The sequence below is a fragment of the Sphingomonas aurantiaca genome (genome assembly GCF_003050705.1).
Taxonomy (GTDB): Bacteria; Pseudomonadota; Alphaproteobacteria; order Sphingomonadales; family Sphingomonadaceae; genus Sphingomonas; species Sphingomonas aurantiaca.
Map to the genome: position 1 here is coordinate 66,043 of NZ_QAOG01000008.1, position 16,053 is coordinate 82,095.

The window sequence follows — 16,053 nt, forward strand, 5'->3', positions numbered from 1 at the left end:
TTCAAGACCGGGTGTCGCCTCGCGCTGGAATGACGTTGAGCACGAGGAAGGCGATCCCAGCGCCTGCCATGACGACGCCCGCCCACAGAATCGGGCCGAAGATCCACCCGCGCGAGAGGATCGCGGGGACGACGCTCCCGACCAGCGCGAGCCAGCCGCCGTTGCGCAGCAGCCTGCGCCGCGCCGCCTGCGGGCAGTGCCCGAAGCGGCGTCGATGATGCGCATCGGTGGCGAGCCCCAGCAGCCCGAATGCGGCGGTCGTCAGAAGAAGTGAAACGATGTTCATTCGGCGGGCTCCAGCATGGCGGCCGGGGCGGGGCGGGCGCTGCGTACGCGCCTAGCCGCGGGGCGATGGCGCGCGACGCGGCGGGCGAGCAGCAGGAAGGCAATGCCGAATAGCGCCATCGTCGCGTCGATGCCCGCGATCATCAGGTCTCCGATCGCCAGCATGGCGAACAGCCCGCGATCGGTCGCGACGACGTCGTACACCGGCAATGCGACGAGCAGCACGCCGGTCGCCGCGAACAGCGAAGGCCAGACTCGCGCCGGCCTGGCGACAAACGCTATCGCGGCAGCCAAGGCCCAGGCGATGAACAGCATATGCACCTCCCAATCGGCGCGTGCATGCAGCGTGACCGGCAGCAGGCGGTTCGCGCAGAAGAAGCATGCGATCCCCAGCGGAAAGCCACCGATCACCGCGACATTGAGCCGCTCGACCACGCGGAATCCGACATGCGGTCGGGTCGGATCAGGCAGGCGTTCGCGACGCTTGACGGTCCACAGCACGAGGCCGCTTGCGACCATCAGCGTGCCCGCGATCCCGCAGAGGAAATATAGCCAGCGTCCGCCGTTCCCCGCGAACCGTCCGGCGTGGAGCCCGACCATCGCACCCGCGGTCTCGGCAGCGGCGCCCGGTGGCGGTGAACGCCAGACGAGGCGGCCCGTAACGCCGTCATAGGTCAGTTGCGGCGTCCGCGACGACAGCATCGAATTGGCGCTCTGGCTGACCGTCACGCGTGCGGCGGCGTCGCCGGGATCGCTGACCTCGATAAAGCTGGCGGGCGCGCCGAGCCGGCGTTGCGCATCAGTCGCTATCCGTCGCACGTCGATCAGCGGCGCGGGACGTCCGGTCCGCTCGACGGCTGCGGCGGTCGGGAAGAGCGCGGCGAACACGGTTTTCTGGTCGGTATAGTTCGCGACGACCGCCCAAGGCATCAGCAGCGTCATCAACGTGACCAGCCCGGTATAGGTGATCATCAGGTGGAACGGCAGAGCCAGCACTGCGGTCGCGTTATGGCCATCGAGCCATGATCGCTGGCCCCTGGCGCGGCGCAGCGTGAAGAAGTCCTTGAAGATCTTCTTGTGCGTGACGATCCCGCTGATGATCGCGACCAACATCATCATCGTCGCGAACCCGACCAGCCAGCGCGCCCAGATCACCGGCATGTAGTGAAGATCGAAATGGAACCGGTAGAAGAATTCCCCGCCCCGCGTCTCGCGCGCCTGCGCGACCTGCCCGTCGGCACCGATCAGTGCCTGCGTGTCGCGACGTCCTCGACGGCGTCCATGTCCGCGCTCTTCGCCCGGCTTTGGCTGCGGCACCCAGAACAGCTGCGCGCCGTTTGACCGTTCGGTCGCCACCGGGATGATCCAACTCTTGGCGTTGGGCGCTTTCCTGGAGAGATACGCCTGCGCGCCAGCGAGCACACGCATCGGCTGTTCGACGCGCGCGATCTCGGGCCGCATCCAGCGATTGAGCCCCTCGCGCCAGAACGCGATCGTGCCCGCGACGAAGACGAGGAACAGGATCCAGCCGAGCAACAGCCCGGACCATGTGTGGAGGAATGCCTGCGACTGGCGGAAGCCCTTGCTCATACCCGCCCCGTCGCGTCGATCGAGATCCATGTGATCGCAGCCGCGAGTCCGGCGGCCACGGCGAGCGTCAAGATCGCTCGCCAGCCGCTGCGCGCGGCAAAGGCCCAGATCGCGGCGATCGCGCACAACGCAAGCGCGACTAGCGAGGCGGTGACGCTCGCCTCGGCGCGGTCGCCGGGCAGCAGCCGCGCGATCGCCATCGCCCACAGGCTCGCCGTCGCATAGCCGAGCGGCACCGCAGCGACGACGCGCAGCGCTATGTCGCCGCGACGCGCCCAGCGTGCGCGGACATGCCCGTCGCCCGCGGTCATTCGAAGCTGTACCGGAGCGACGCGAACACGGTGCGCGGGCTGCCGTAAAAGTTTCCGCGACCGGTGGCGGCGATGCGGGCGTAATAGCTTTTGTCGAGCACGTTGGCGATATTGACCGAGACACTGGCCCGCTCGCTGAACCTGTACCCGGCGCGCAGGTCGAGCACCGCATAGCTCGGCTGGCGGACGATCGTGGAGCGCGTGCGCAGCGTTCCGTCGGCGTTGAACACCGCCGCGTTGCCGCCGAAGGTCGAGCTGAACCACGTCACGCTGCCGCCGAGGCTCGCGCCTGCCAGCGGCCCGTCGACCGGTGCATAGTTGGTGAACGCCTTGATCATGTGCTTTGGCACGATCGGTACCAGCGGCAACCCTTCGAACGCCGCGGTCTGGTCCTCCAGATACTTGGTCCTCGTGTAGGTGTAGCCGCCATTGATCCGCCACCCGGGGAGTATCTCGCCGCTCGCCTCCGCCTCGATCCCGCGGGAGCGGACCTTGCCGGTCTGGAGCACGACGGTCTGGATGTCGGGATCGTTGAACAGGCGGTTGGTCTGCGTGATCTGATACACCGCCGCCGACAGCAGCAGCCGATCGTTCATCAGCGAGAGCTTGGTCCCCGCCTCATATTGCGCGCCTATCAGCGGCTCGATCGGCTGGCCGTCGAGACGGGCCCGTCCGACGGGTGCCGCCTGTGGGGTGAAGCTGTCCGCGTAGCTCGCATAGAGATTGAGCCGCGACGCCACGTCCCAGACGATCCCGGCATAGGGGGTGAAGCGGTTGTCGACGCCATAGCGCGTCGACGGCGGCAGGATGCCGCTCGGCGTCAGGAGCGTCGTCGTCGTGGTATCCCACCATGTCACGCGACCGCCGACGATCAGCGTCAGGCCGGCGACCGGGCTGAGCCGCATCTGTCCGTAAAGGCCATATTGTTCGACGTCGGTCGCGGTGCCGCCATAGACTTGCAGGACGCAATTGGCGGGGGCGGGCGTGATCGCGGTGCTGGTGGCGGGACAGGTCGCGCCGCTGCCCTGTACGGGATAATAAGGCGACGCGCCGTAGGGGTTCAGCGGCGGCTCGAACGGCGACACCGGATTGTAAACGTCGATCCGCGCATAGTTGGACAGCCTGGTGGCGTAGGACGTGCCCGAACTCGCCTGATAATCGGTACCGAGGATCAGCGTCTGGTCGCGCCCGAATAGCGGGAAGCTGCCGATGCCGTTGAAATCGAACGCGCGCGTCTGCTGCTTGCTGTCGCCGCGATAGGCGATGTGGTTCGTCGCGCCGTTGGTCGCGGTGACCGGCTGGTTGCCGATATAGCTGTAGATGTCGACGCGATCGACGTCGGTGACCAGCCCTGTCGCGCGCAACGTCCACCGATCGCTGATCTTGTGCGCCAGTTCGGCAAATCCGGTCCAGGTTTCGGCGTTGAACCGGTTCCAGTCGGCGCCGAGATAGGTCGATCTCTTTACGTCTAGCAACCGCCCGTCGCTGCCGTCCGCGCCGCCGATGATACCCGGCAGGCCCGTCTGCACCGCCGGACGGAAACGATCGTAATAGCCGCCGATGGTCAGCGTGGTGCGCGCGCCGATCTCGAGCGAACCGACCGCGAACCCGCCGATGCGGTTGCGATGTGCGGTGTCGAAAAACTGGTCCTGGTCCTGCGCCATCGCGCCGACGCGCAGACCCGCGCGCGGGCCGATCGGTGTCGAAACGTCGAGCTCGAACCGCGCATTGTCATAGCTGCCATATCCGGCGCTCGCCTGCATCCTGAACGCATCGAGCGGTCGCTTTCGCACCATGTTGATGCTGCCCGCCGGGTTGCCCGATCCGCTGAACAGCCCCGCCGGGCCGCGCAATACCTCGAGCCGGTCGTAGAAGAACAGGTCCGGGACGGCGGACGGGAAGTTAAACGCGAACGTCGGTACGCCGTCGATCAGATAGTTGGTTATCGCGAACCCGCGCGAGAAGAACGACGGATCCTCGCTGCCGACGCCGTTGACGGTGATCCCGTTGGTCGCGGTCAGCGCGTCCTCTAGCGTGAACAGGTTCTGCGCCTCGATCTGCTCGCGATCGATGACGGTGATGGTGTTCGGCGTGTCCTTGAGCGGCGTCACGGTCTTGCCGACCTCGCGACCATAGCTCTTGCCGATCACCATGATCTCGTCGGACTTCTGCGTCTCGTCCGATCCGACGGTCGAGGGCTCATCGCCGTTCGCCGCAAGCGGCGCTCCGGCCAACGCTGCACTCGCCAGCAATATACTCGAAAAACTCATACCGAACCCCCGTTGTCAGGTGCCCCGTATGTTAATCGCTTTTGCGAGTCACTATCATTCTAACGGTTTTGTCATCTTAGCGCGCATTTGGGCGGAGCGATTTTCGACAGTCATAGGGCCCTCCACCTTGTATCGTTACGGGGCTCCCGTCAGCGTGATGCGGTTGCCGAGATGCCGGAACGCGCGATCTCGACAGGTCAGCAGGATCACCTGCATCCGCGTCGCGGCGTCGGTAAGGATCTCGGTCATCAGGTCGAGGCGGGTGTCGTCCGAATAGACGAGCGGGTCGTCGAGGATGAGCGATACCGGCATGCCCTGCTCGAGCAGCATGTCGGCAAAGGCGAGCCGGGTCAGGACCGCGAGCTGCTCCTGGGTGCCCTTGGATAAATCCCCGCAATTCTCGCCGGGACCGCCTCGCGCGATCGATGTCAGCCCCAGATCATCGCCGAAATTCGGATCGGCACCGGGCAGGAGTCGCTCGATGTAGCGGCGCGCGCGGCGCGCAACCGGGCCGACGAAGGTCCGCGAGGTCTCTGCACGCGCGTTTTCCAGCGTATCGCGCAGCAGCTTGAGCGTGTCCGCCTCCTGCGTGACGCGCGCGAGATTGGCGGCCGCGGCGTCCGCTTCTTCGCGCGCGACGGCGGCGCGGTCCGCCAGCCCCTTGCCGCCTTCCGCCTCGATCCGCGCCTCGAGCCCGGCGATCGCCTTTTCGAGATCGATGCGTTGCGTCCGCGCGACGTCGGCACGTTTGTCCAGTACGCCGATCTGCCGTTCGATCGCCGCCACATCATGTGCGTTCGCTGCCCGTTCGGCATCCTGCAGACGAACCAATGCCTCGGCTTCGTGCTGCCGTGCCGCCGACAGCGCCTCTTCCAGCCGCGCGACCTCGGGCTTGGCTTCCAGCGCCGCGAGCTGCGCTACCGCGTTGACGGCATCGCGCTCGGCACCGGCTGCCTGGACCATCAGCGGCGCGTTGCGGGCTTCCAGCTCGCGGAGCTGTGCCGCCGCCGTCTCGTCGGTCCCTTCCGCCCGCGCGAGCGCGGAATCCGTGTCCGCCGCCGCCACGGTCAAGGCGGCGAGGTCTGGTTCTTCCTGACCGGCCTCTGCGTCCGCGCGTTCCGACAACCCTGCGACGAAGGATTTCACCGCCGACGCCCCCGCGGCGATCCCGAGCGACGGCACGGCTGGCGTGACCGCGACGATCCGCGCCTCGATCGTGCGACCGTTGGCGACGGCATCGCGCGCCGCCTCGTTACGCGCGCGGGCATCCGCGACACTCGCGACGCCGTGGTCAGCCAAAGTCGCGGCAAGATCATCGCGGGCGTTGGCAAGCGTCGTCTCGGCGCTTTGCAGCCCGGCTGGCGGACGGATGATCACCTCGGCCCCGCCAAGTCGGATACGTGTCTCGCGCGAGAGCGTCCGGTCGCCCGGCGTGGCCGGGATCCCGTCGATCTCGACGCCGCTGACGTCGCCCGCGAACTCGACGCGGGTCGCCCCGGCCTCGACCGCCGCGCGCGCCTTGTCGACGGCGCGTTCACGGTCTTCCAGCGCCTTGATGACGCTCGCGGCGATCACGGTCGCACCAAGCGCGCGCGCTGCGGTGAGTTCGGCCTCGAGCGGCAGCAACTCGGCATGCCGCTGGCGTGCGCGGGCAATCTCGGCCTGCCGTGTTCGGGCGGCAACCAGCCTGGTGGCAGCGTCGAGCGCGGCATGCGCCGCGCGACGCGTGTCACGGGCCATCGCGAGCCGATCCCGCGCCGTACCAGCCCGTTCTCGCGTGCCGGCCAATTCCTCTTCCAGACCGGATCGCTTGTCCCGCGCACTAGCAAGCGCGGCGGCCGTGTCGCTGACCGCCTTCCTGGCCTCCGCGAGACGCACGGTGAGATCCTGCAACCCCTTGACCTGATCGGCGAGGCGACCTTGCTCGGCCCGCCTGGTATCACGCAATTGTGCCGCGGAGCGTGCCACGTCGATCTGGCCGACCAGCGCCTTTCGCCGCTCCGCATCCGTCGTATCCGCAAGATCGCGGTCCAGCAGCTTCAGCCGGGCGCGCGCCGCCTCCAGATCGGCGAAGCCCTGTTCGAGCGCCGCAAGGCGCGCCGCCGCTTCGGTCGCAACCCGCTCCAGAGCCTCCTGCTCGGTCCGCGCTGCCGACTGCCGACCGCTGGGCCGACCGGTGTTGGTCCAATAGTCGGCGAACTGGCTGTCGATCCGGGGCCGGACACGCTGATAGGCGGCACCGCCCATGATCGTGCCAACCTCGGCCTCAAGCGTCGCACGCACGCTGTCGCGGACGATTTCGCCGGGCGGCGTGACGTCCAGCGCCTGCGCCTGGCCGACCCAGAGCAAGCCGAGCGCGCCGTGCGCGGCCGCATCGCCCGCTTGGCTGGTGTCGCGACGCGCGCCGAGCAACGCCTGCAGCTGCGCTTCGGCATCCTCGCCCTGCGCGCGACCATTGGGTCCACGGACCTCGACCGACGCACTTTTCAGGAAGCGCTTGCTGACGTGCCAGTCCTCGCCCCGCGCCTCGAAATCGATCTCGATCTGCGGCGCGACGGCTTCGCCATGTGGGGCATAGCTGCGCGCCAGTCGGTTGGCGGTATTGTGACGGATGAAGAACGCCGCGCGCATCGCTTCGAGCAGCGTCGACTTGCCCGTCTCGTTGGGCTCGATAATGACGTTCAAGCCGTCGGTCAGCCCGTCGAGCACGAACGGATCGCGGAACTTGCGGAAGTTGGTCAGCGCGACGCGCCGGATCTTGAGGCTCATGCTGCGTCCTGTCCGCGCTGATATTCCACGAACAGGCGCTCGAGCGCCCGCTTGGCGGTGACGGCGTCGCTGCCGCCAGCCTCGATGATCGTCATCAGCTTCGCCGCGGCGGTGCCGATCATGCCCTCCACGCGAAGATCGGCGAGATCCTGCTCGCTCGGCCGACCGACCAGATCGTCCGCCGCAACCGCGAGATGGCGCAGGCGATGGCGCAGGTCATTGTCGAGCTTGCCGAGGATCGCGATCCGGTCGGACAGGCTGACGATCCCGGCAAGCGACAGCTGGAGCAGCGTCGCCGATGGTTCGATCGGTCCGAGCAGCCGGTCGCACGCCGCGGCAAAGCCGTCCGCATCCGGGATCGTCCAGTCGCGCATCAGCCACTGGAACCGCCCCGTCCGGATCGGTGACACGACCGGCTCGACGCCCGGCTCGAGCGTCACGAGCAGCGCGAAGCCCGGCTCGTCGCGCTGGAACCGATCGGTTTCGGGCGTGCCCGAATACCAGGTTCGGGCGTCCACCCGCAGCGCGCCATGCCAGTCGCCGAGTGCCAGATAGTCCAAGTGGGAGCGCTGGGCGCGATCGGGCGCGATCTGGTTCTGCGCTTCGCCGCGCGACGAGAAGTCCCGGATCGACCCATGCGCCAGGCCGATGCGGAGCGTCGCGCCCGGCGTCTCCATCGTGTCGAACACGGCGGTCGGGTCGTCCAGATTATGCCGGTGCGTCAACGGGGCCGGGAGGAGCCAGTGGCCGGGGTCGAGCTCGCACGGCACGGGCTCGGTGACGACGCGGATGTTCGCTGCCCCCTTGGCGCAGACACGGTCCCACAGGCCGCTGTTGCGGGCGAAGTCGTGATTGCCGGGGAGCAGCCACCATGTGCACGCATAACGCTGCATCCGCGACACCGCCTGCACGATGACGCGATCCTCCGGCCCCTCGGTATCGAACACGTCGCCTGCGACCAGGACGTGCGCGGCACCATGCTCGACCGCGGCCTTGCCGATCGCGTCGATCGCGTCAAACCGCGCCTCGCCGAGCGCCGCACGGACATCGCTGGCGAAGCGGCCATAGGGTTTGCCGAGTTGCCAGTCGGCGGTGTGAATCAGGCGGAGCATGCAGGCTTTCTAGTCATGGAGGGGCGCGGTGGGACGCATCCCCCTGCCCTACTCTGTACTGGTCCGCCAAGTTAACCCACGATGTGGCTGTCCGGCTGTAGTCAGTAGTCCGGGGCGACCGCGGGCCTAAGACCGCCGCGGTTGCCCCGGACACCGACATCAGAACCGCAGGCGCAACCCCGCGGTCAGGCTCTCCTGGTGATCGTCACGGCCGGTCTGCGAACCGACCGAGCTGAACAGGTCGAGTCCGCTCGGCAGGCGATAGGCGATGCCCGCCGCCGCCGTGCCGACCAGCCGGGCCCGCTGCGCACCGAGCGCCTCGAGGCCCAGGCCGCCGCCAGCATAGCCGGCGACCGCATCGGTCCGAGTCCCCTCGATCTGGTACCGCGCGCCGAGCGACACGAACGGCCGGAAGGGGTTCGTCGACACTTCGGGCCGTGCAAACGACAGGCCGGCATCGGCGAAGCCCGCGACATGCCGGTCGCGCGCGACGGTCAGTGCGAACGGACTGCCGCCCGTTTCCGCCACGCCGTCGCGCGTGGTGCGGACATAGGTGACACCCGCGCGAGGGCGAAGCGTCCAGTCCGACGCCATGTCGAGTTCGTAGCTGGCCGAGACGTCGCTGACCCAGCTGTGGAGGTCATAGCGCCCGTTGGCGGACGCCGCCCCCGGCAAGGCGCGGTCGGTCCGGGCCTTGCCACCATCGTAGAGGACCGATGCGGTCACGCCGAACCCACCCGGGGTGAGATAGCGGCCATGGACGCCCGCGACGACACCGTCGAGCTTGGTCCGCGCGCCAAGTGCGTCGATCTGCTGGCGATCGTTGAGATAGCCTGCAAACCCGCCGACGCTCCAGCGTGCGTTGCCGACACCGATGCCGCCCAGGAAGCCGTAGCTACGGCTCTGCGCCATCGCGGTGCCCGTGGCGGGGTCTCCGCCCAGCCGGTGCCAACCGCCCAGCGTCTGCGCGAAGGTGTAGGCGTGCGTATCGTCTCCCGCGGTACCGAATGCCGCACCCCGCGCGACACCCGACAGGGCAAGCGCGTTGTCGACGCCGATCTGCGTTGCCGAGGCATAGGCCTCGGGCGTGATCTGCGCGAAGGCCACCGGATTCGATGCGCCATTGGCCGTTAGCAACGACGGCAGCGCGTTGAACAGCGTGCTCGTCGCCGGCACCGCTGCGAGCGTCGCATTGGCATAGGCGATGCTGCGCGAGACCTGCGGCGAGAAGGCCGGATCGCCGAGGAACTGGCCGAGCAGCTGGATCCGATCGGCGCGCTGGACGACGAACCCGAACAGCGTGTCCGGCTTGACGATCGTCGAATAGCTGCCGGTGATCCCGCCGCTCGCGATGATCAGGTCGTAGGATGTACCGGGGCGCAGCGTGCCGCTCGGCGCAAGCTGCAGCGTCGCACCCGATGCGATCGTCAGCGTACCGTTGACGAGCAGCTTGTCCGACACCGTCGGGGTGATCTCGAACAGCGAGACCGACCCCGACTGGAGCGCGACATTGCCGTTCACCGTCATCGTGCCGGGCGACGCGCCGGGGCTGAGCGTGCCCGCGACCGTCAGGTTGGCGTTGACCGTGCCGGCCGACCCGAAGGTCGCGCCTTGGCGGACGAAGATCTGCGACGCGCCGATCGTCGAACCGGCAAGACCGACCAGACGCCCTCCGGTCAGATCGACGGCGCCGAACGCCGCCGTACCCGACACCGTCGCAAAGCCGCCCGACATCGCGAAGGATTCGACATTGGCGACCGAGCCGAACGCGACCGGCGTGGTCTGGCTGCCCCCCGACACGGCGATCGTGTCGCTACCTGCACCGCCATCCACCGACCCTGCGAAGGTGCCGGCGATCGTGAAGCGGTTGTTACTCTCGGCGAACACGACCTGCGGTGCGACCAGCGATGCGCCTGCCGCAATCGTCAGGTCGCCGCTTGCGAGTACGCGGTCATAGGCTTGTGTGCCGGTCAGCGACAACGTGCCGGCGCCTTCGGTGGCGAGCGTCTCGAACCCGGTCAGCACCGCGCCGATCGTGCGATTGCCCGCCAACTCGATCGTCGCGGTGTCGGTTCCGGCTCCGCCGGCAACGGTCCCGTTGAGAGTCCCGGCCGCGGCGAGGCGGAAACCGTCATTGCCCGCGCCGAGATCGATCGTGCCGGCAAGCGTGCCACCGTTGGCGACGGTGATCCGCTGGTCGCCGGCGCCGAACGCCAGCGCTGCCCCGGCAGTGCCGAGCGTGCCCGTCACGGTTAGCGCACCGCCTGCGAGCACAACCTGTTCGAAGCCCGTCGCGGTGCCCGCGAGCGTAACCGGCGCCATCGCGCCGAAGCGCAGCGTATCGGTACCCGCGCCGCCATCGTAGCGGCCAGCGGCGCGCGTCGTGCCCAGCGTGAGGCTATCGTCGCCGGCATCGAGCGAGACGCTGGCGATATCGCCGTCGACGCTGAGCGTTTCAGTCGCCGCCGATCCGGTCACGGCGCCGACGGTGTAGCCGGCGAGGGCCAGGTTCAGCCCAGTACCGGCCAGCGCGATCTGATCGAAGCCCTGGTCGAGCGTCAGCGACAGCGTGCCCGAGCCAGTGACGCCCAGCCGCTCGAACCCGGTCCGCGCGCCAAGTCCCGCATGATCGCCGGCAAGGACGATCGTGTAGAGATCATCGCCCGCGCCGCCATCGACGCCGCCGACGACACGGCTGCCGGCCTGTTCGACGAATGCATCGTCGCCATCTCCGAGCGACACGGCACCGCCGACCTGCCCTGCGTTGACGAAGCGGTCATTGCCGCCGAGCAGCAGGACCGACCCCGCGATGGTGCCGTTGTTGATCACGGTCTCGGCCGAGTCCGACCCCGTCAGCGTGACAGGTCCGTTGCTGGCGAGCGTCTCGCCCGCGGCGACCGTGACAGTCCCCAGCGATACGCCGATCGTATCGAAGCGGAAATTGCCCGAATAGGCGACGCTGCCCTGGCCGATCTGGCTGAAGCGTTCGAAGTTGATGAACTGGTCGCCATTGACCGCACCGCCGCCGGTCGCGTCGACGATCAGGTCGTCGGTCCCGGTGCCGCCGTCGACGGTGCCGATCAGCGTCGCGCTCGCCAGTTGCAGGAAGCTGTCGTCGCCGGACCCGAGGAAAACGTCGCCCTCGATCCGGCCGCGATTCTCGATGGCGTCGTTGCCGGCGCCCAGCGCGACCGATCCGATGATCGAGCCGGTATTGACGATCCGGTCGTCGGCGCTGCCGCCGGTCTGGATCGCGCCGGCGACATAGGTCGTGCCGAGATAGTCCGCGAAGGGATCGTCGGCCTCGATCGTGCGGCCGGCGTTGCCGCGGATGACGCCCGCGTTCGTGAGATCGACGCCCGCATCATAGGATAGCAGGGCTGTGGCGTTCGCTCCCATGGCCTCGATCAGCCCGGCGCTGGCGTTGACCACCGTCGCCGTGACTGAAGCATCGCCGTTGAGAAGCAGCGCGACGCCGCCGCTGCCGGTTGCACGGATGGTTCCCGAATTGACCACGTTGATGGTCTGTGCGGCATCGTTTGCATAGCCGGCGACGGTAGCAATTGCGCCGACGCCATCGGCGCCGGTCGCTTCGATCATGCCCGAATTGTTCAACGAGACACTGGCGGCCGCCGCGCCAGGATAGACATAGAGTTCGACGGCGGTACCGTCGGCCCGCGTGATCGTGCCACTGTTGGCGAGCGATACCGATGCGGTTGCCGGTGTCTCGGTATCTGGGCCATAATAGCTGTACGACGACGCGTCGAAGCCACCCGAGAGGTTGCCGCTGTTCGTCGCAGCGATCGTCCCGCCATAATAGCTGAACAGCGATGCGGCGAGGCCGGTCCCACTATTGGTGATCGTGCCGCTATTGGCAAAGCTGATGCCCGGGCCGCCCAGATACATCGTGTTCGCACTGCCGTTGCTGGCGATGGTTCCGCTGTTGGCGAACGTTAGCGGGCTGTCCTGATACATGGCCACGGCCGTGCCCCCAAGGGCATCCGTGCCTATCGTGCCTGCATTGACGAAGCTGTCCACCGCGCCGGTGAATCCCAGCGCGATGCTGCCGCTGTTCGTAAACGATGCGAGGCGTCCCGAGCCGCTGGTCTGGCCGAAGCTCGTTGACTCGGTCGAGACCTGGCCCAGAAGCACCGCGGTGTTGACGATCGCGCCATCGCCCGAAACGATGACATCGGCCGCGAACGGCGTCGCCGCGGCGATCGTCGCGACGGTTGCGGTGCCGAGCGCACGCACGCCTTCCCGCTCGAAGCTGATTGGCAGGAGGGCGCCGAGCGTGACCGTGCCGCTGGTCGTGCGGGCATGGGTGTAGGTGTCCGTCCCTTCCCCGCCGTCGATCGTTCCGCTGACCCCGTTCACATCGTCGACCGCGACGAACACGTCATCGCCCGCACCGAAGCGCAGATCCCCCGCGAGCGTGCCGCCGTTGGCGATGTAGGTGGCCGGCAGGTACGTTTGACCATAGGTCGAATAGCCCAGATCGACCGACCCGGTGATCGTCCCGGCATTGGATAGCGTGCCGCCGGAAATCCGGATCGCTGCCTGGCCGTTCGCCCCCGCAATCGTGCCACCAGCCTGATTGGTGATCGTCGCGCCGTACGCGGTGTAGTAGTCCGACGTCGCGATCGCTGCGGCGCCAGAGCTTGCGATCCGTCCCGAATTCACGATCGAATTACCATAGCTCAGCAGGATGGCAGTACCCGCCGCGTCGATCGTTCCCGTGTTCGTTACTGCGGCAACCCCGCTGATCACGGCTGTGGACGCCGCCGCACCGGTCTGGACGATCGCGCCAGAGTTCGTGAAACTCCGTGCACCGCTCACGCCGCCGGCGGCGGCGAGCGTGATCGTACCGGTGTTGACGACATCCTTGCCGCCGCCGATCGCGTAGATCGGGCTGTAGATCGTCGTTGCGCGATCGCGCACGGTGATCGTGCCGGCGTTGGTGAAGCTGTCGCTACCGCCGAGCGTGACCGCCGCATAGGCATAGGTCGCATCGTTCGGATGATCGAGGGTCAGCGATCCCCGGCTGGTGATGGCCAGACCGCTCATGGTCGGTACGGTCTCGCCCGGTGCAATTGCGAGCGAGGTGACCTGGATCGCAGGCTGGCTCGTCGCGGTGATCGTGCCGTCGACGTCGACGATACCATTGCCGGCCAGCGACAGCGGCGCCGCGTAGAAGGTCGGCGCCGACTGCGTCGCGGTACCCGTGAGCGTGAGCGTCGCACCGTCGTACAGGTCATAGCCCACGCCGGCAAACCCCGCGGGCCGGTCGAGCATCGCCGCCGCGTCGGCGCGCACGCGGTAGCGCAGCAGCGTTCCCGACGCCGTCACCGTGCCCGTGATACCCGCGAACGCGCCGGCGTCGTCATTGGCGAATTCGGAGATCAGCGTATCGCCATTGCCGAGCGTCAGGCTACCGTTCAGCACGCCGCCTGCCAACGCAAAATAGCGGTTGCCGCTATAGCTGCTGCCCGAGTTTCCGATCAGGCGCACATTGCCATTGATCGTGCCGGCATTGGCAATCGTGGCGTTGAAAAGCGAATCGGACGTGCCAGCGATCCCCGCAAGGCCGCCGGTCACGACGCCGCCCGCGCGGTTGTCGAGCACACCGTAATAACTGATCTGCACGCCGGTTTCTGCCGATGTGATCGTTCCCGTGTTCACCAGCGTGCTGCTGACGCGCGCACCCGCCGTCGCCCCCTCGATCAGCCCGCTGTTCGTCCAGTTCGAGCCGTACGACCCCGACAGGATGACGCCGATACCGCCGGTCGAGCGGATCGTGCCGCTATTGGCGAAGCTCGGCCCGAACAGCGATACGCCCGTGCCTGCGGCGGTGATGGTACCGCTGTTGACGAATTCGCCCTGAGAACTGAACGACACGCCGTCGCCGGTCGCGGCAATCGTCCCGCTATTCTCAAACCGGTTGACGTTGAACCCCAGCGCCGCGGCGAACACGCCGCTGGTGCCCGCGGTCGTCCGGATCGTCCCCGCATTGATGAACGTCGGATAGCCGGACGAGAAAAAGTCGTTCGCGACCACCGCCTGCGTGGTGCCGGTCAGGGTGGTGCGGTTGACGATGGTGCCGCTGCCGGCGATCCCCAGCGGTCCGGGCGCGGCAAACCCGTCGGCGAGCGTCACCGTGACGTTTGCGTCCGGCGCGATCGAGAGTTGCTCAAAGGCGGTGGGAAGCGCTGCGGCGTTGGCGAGCGTCGTATCGGCCGCGATGCGCACGCGCACGGTATCTGTGCCCGAACCACCGTTAATCGCGCCGGTAATGCCGGTAACCAGCCCGTTGCCGTTCCAGCCGGCGACGAGCGTATCGTTACCCGCCCCGAACGTGACCGACCCCGTGATCGTCCCCGCAGTGGAATCAATGGTGCTGTTGGTGGTGTAGGCAGGCTGCGCGGCGGTGACGACATTGCCGGTGATGGTGCCGGCATTGGTCAGCGACAGCGATGTATTGGCCTGGATCGCGGTCGCGCCGCCGCTCGTGATCCGCCCGCCGATCGCGTTCGTCACCATCATGAAGTCGCCCGCCAGCGCGGTGCCCGTGCCAGTGTTGGCGATGAGGCCGGTGTTGGCGACGGCGCGCGACGAACCAAGATTGGCCAGCGTAGCGGTCGTGCTCGCCGACGTGATGGTGCCCGAATTGGTGACGTTGCCGAACAGCAGATAGCCCACGCCCCAGTCGACCGCGCTCCGCGTGCCGCCGTCGATCAGACCCGCATTGATGAGCGTTCCGACCGGTCCGCTGATCGCGCCGATCGTGCCGGTCGCGCGGTTGGTGATGGACGAAAAGCCGGCATAATTGGGCGTCGTCGACAGCAGCGCGATGCCGCCGGTGCCGGTCAGCGTGCCCGCATTGTCGATCGTCGCATAGGCATTGCCGTAGCCGGTGCCGGCCTGGCCGACCACGACCGCATTGGCGCCCGTTACCGTGCCGCCCTGCGCGACCGTCAGGAGAAGGTTGGCGGTCGCATAGCCCTGGTTGTTCGCCGCGGGCTGCCACAACACGCTCACGCCCGACTGCGCCACGCCGTCGACACGCCCGGCGACCGAGACGTTCACCGCGGATCCGCCCGAAGTGGACGGCAGTTGGACGGCGATCCCGGCCTGGCCACCGCCCAGCACGGTTGCCCCGGTCGGGACGCTGACGCTGGTTCCGTACGTCGTCACCACCAAGCCGTTGACGTCGGTACCCGAGCAGATCGTCGTACCGTTCGTCTGGGTAGGATCGGGCGCGCACTGAGCAACAGCGGGTGCCGCCAGCGCCAGCGTCATTACCAGAGCGCTCGTCTGCAACGCGCGCGCGCGCACGCGCCGCGCCGACGACATACTTCCAACCATGTAGCATCCCCCAATTTCAGTGAGCGGCCTAACGGAACAAGAGGGACGTTGTCCAGCAAGGTTCGCAATAAAAACACGCACCTATAGTGGCGCGCCTAGATCCGAAGATGGTTTCTACTGGCATCGACCAAGTCGACGCGCGCCGTTTCGCGTTCGAAACAAGTCGAACGGACGTTCGGCAAGCGCTAGGAGACGTCAAGCGAAATTGCTGTTATCGTTCGCAGGGTGGAAGAGTTGGCCTGTTCAAGGGCCACCACGCAACTGATTATGATCAACGCGACGTACGTTCATCGCGTCGACGCAACGGCCGACTGGCGGCGAAGGCGGCCGGGCAGCAGCCCGGCCGGCTGG

General features: G+C 67.6%; 7 protein-coding genes. All 7 read right to left on the minus strand.

Annotated features, from left to right (window positions below; genetic code table 11):
- Position 1: 1 nt before the first annotated feature.
- The 7 genes from C8J26_RS18405 to C8J26_RS18435 all read right to left on the minus strand — a co-directional run bounded on the left by C8J26_RS18405 (position 2) and on the right by C8J26_RS18435 (position 15,702).
- A complete protein-coding gene (locus C8J26_RS18405) occupies positions 2 to 286 on the minus strand; it encodes a DUF3325 domain-containing protein (RefSeq protein WP_107959645.1) in 285 nt (94 codons plus the stop codon).
- Positions 283 to 1,875, minus strand: a complete 1,593-nt coding sequence (locus C8J26_RS18410; RefSeq protein ID WP_107959647.1) for a PepSY-associated TM helix domain-containing protein — start codon at positions 1,873 to 1,875, stop codon at positions 283 to 285. Before C8J26_RS18410 ends, C8J26_RS18405 begins: the two co-directional genes overlap by 4 nt.
- Positions 1,872 to 2,186: a hypothetical protein gene (locus C8J26_RS18415; RefSeq protein WP_107959649.1), complete on the minus strand. Its 315-nt coding sequence runs from the start codon at positions 2,184 to 2,186 to the stop codon at positions 1,872 to 1,874. The genes C8J26_RS18410 and C8J26_RS18415 overlap by 4 nt, the downstream gene beginning before the upstream one ends.
- Positions 2,183 to 4,456: a TonB-dependent siderophore receptor gene (locus C8J26_RS18420; RefSeq protein WP_107959651.1), complete on the minus strand. Its 2,274-nt coding sequence runs from the start codon at positions 4,454 to 4,456 to the stop codon at positions 2,183 to 2,185. Before C8J26_RS18420 ends, C8J26_RS18415 begins: the two co-directional genes overlap by 4 nt.
- A 135-nt stretch (positions 4,457 to 4,591) precedes the next feature.
- Positions 4,592 to 7,225 (minus strand): AAA family ATPase, encoded by a 2,634-nt coding sequence (locus C8J26_RS18425; RefSeq protein ID WP_107959653.1) that lies wholly within the window; start codon positions 7,223 to 7,225, stop codon positions 4,592 to 4,594.
- Positions 7,222 to 8,337 (minus strand): metallophosphoesterase family protein, encoded by a 1,116-nt coding sequence (locus tag C8J26_RS18430; RefSeq protein ID WP_107959655.1) that lies wholly within the window; start codon positions 8,335 to 8,337, stop codon positions 7,222 to 7,224. The genes C8J26_RS18425 and C8J26_RS18430 overlap by 4 nt, the downstream gene beginning before the upstream one ends.
- A gap of 159 nt (positions 8,338 to 8,496) precedes the next feature.
- Positions 8,497 to 15,702 carry an autotransporter outer membrane beta-barrel domain-containing protein gene (locus tag C8J26_RS18435; protein ID WP_146168906.1) on the minus strand — a complete coding sequence of 2,402 codons (7,206 nt, stop codon included), beginning with the start codon at positions 15,700 to 15,702 and terminating at the stop codon, positions 8,497 to 8,499.
- Positions 15,703 to 16,053: the final 351 nt, after the last annotated feature.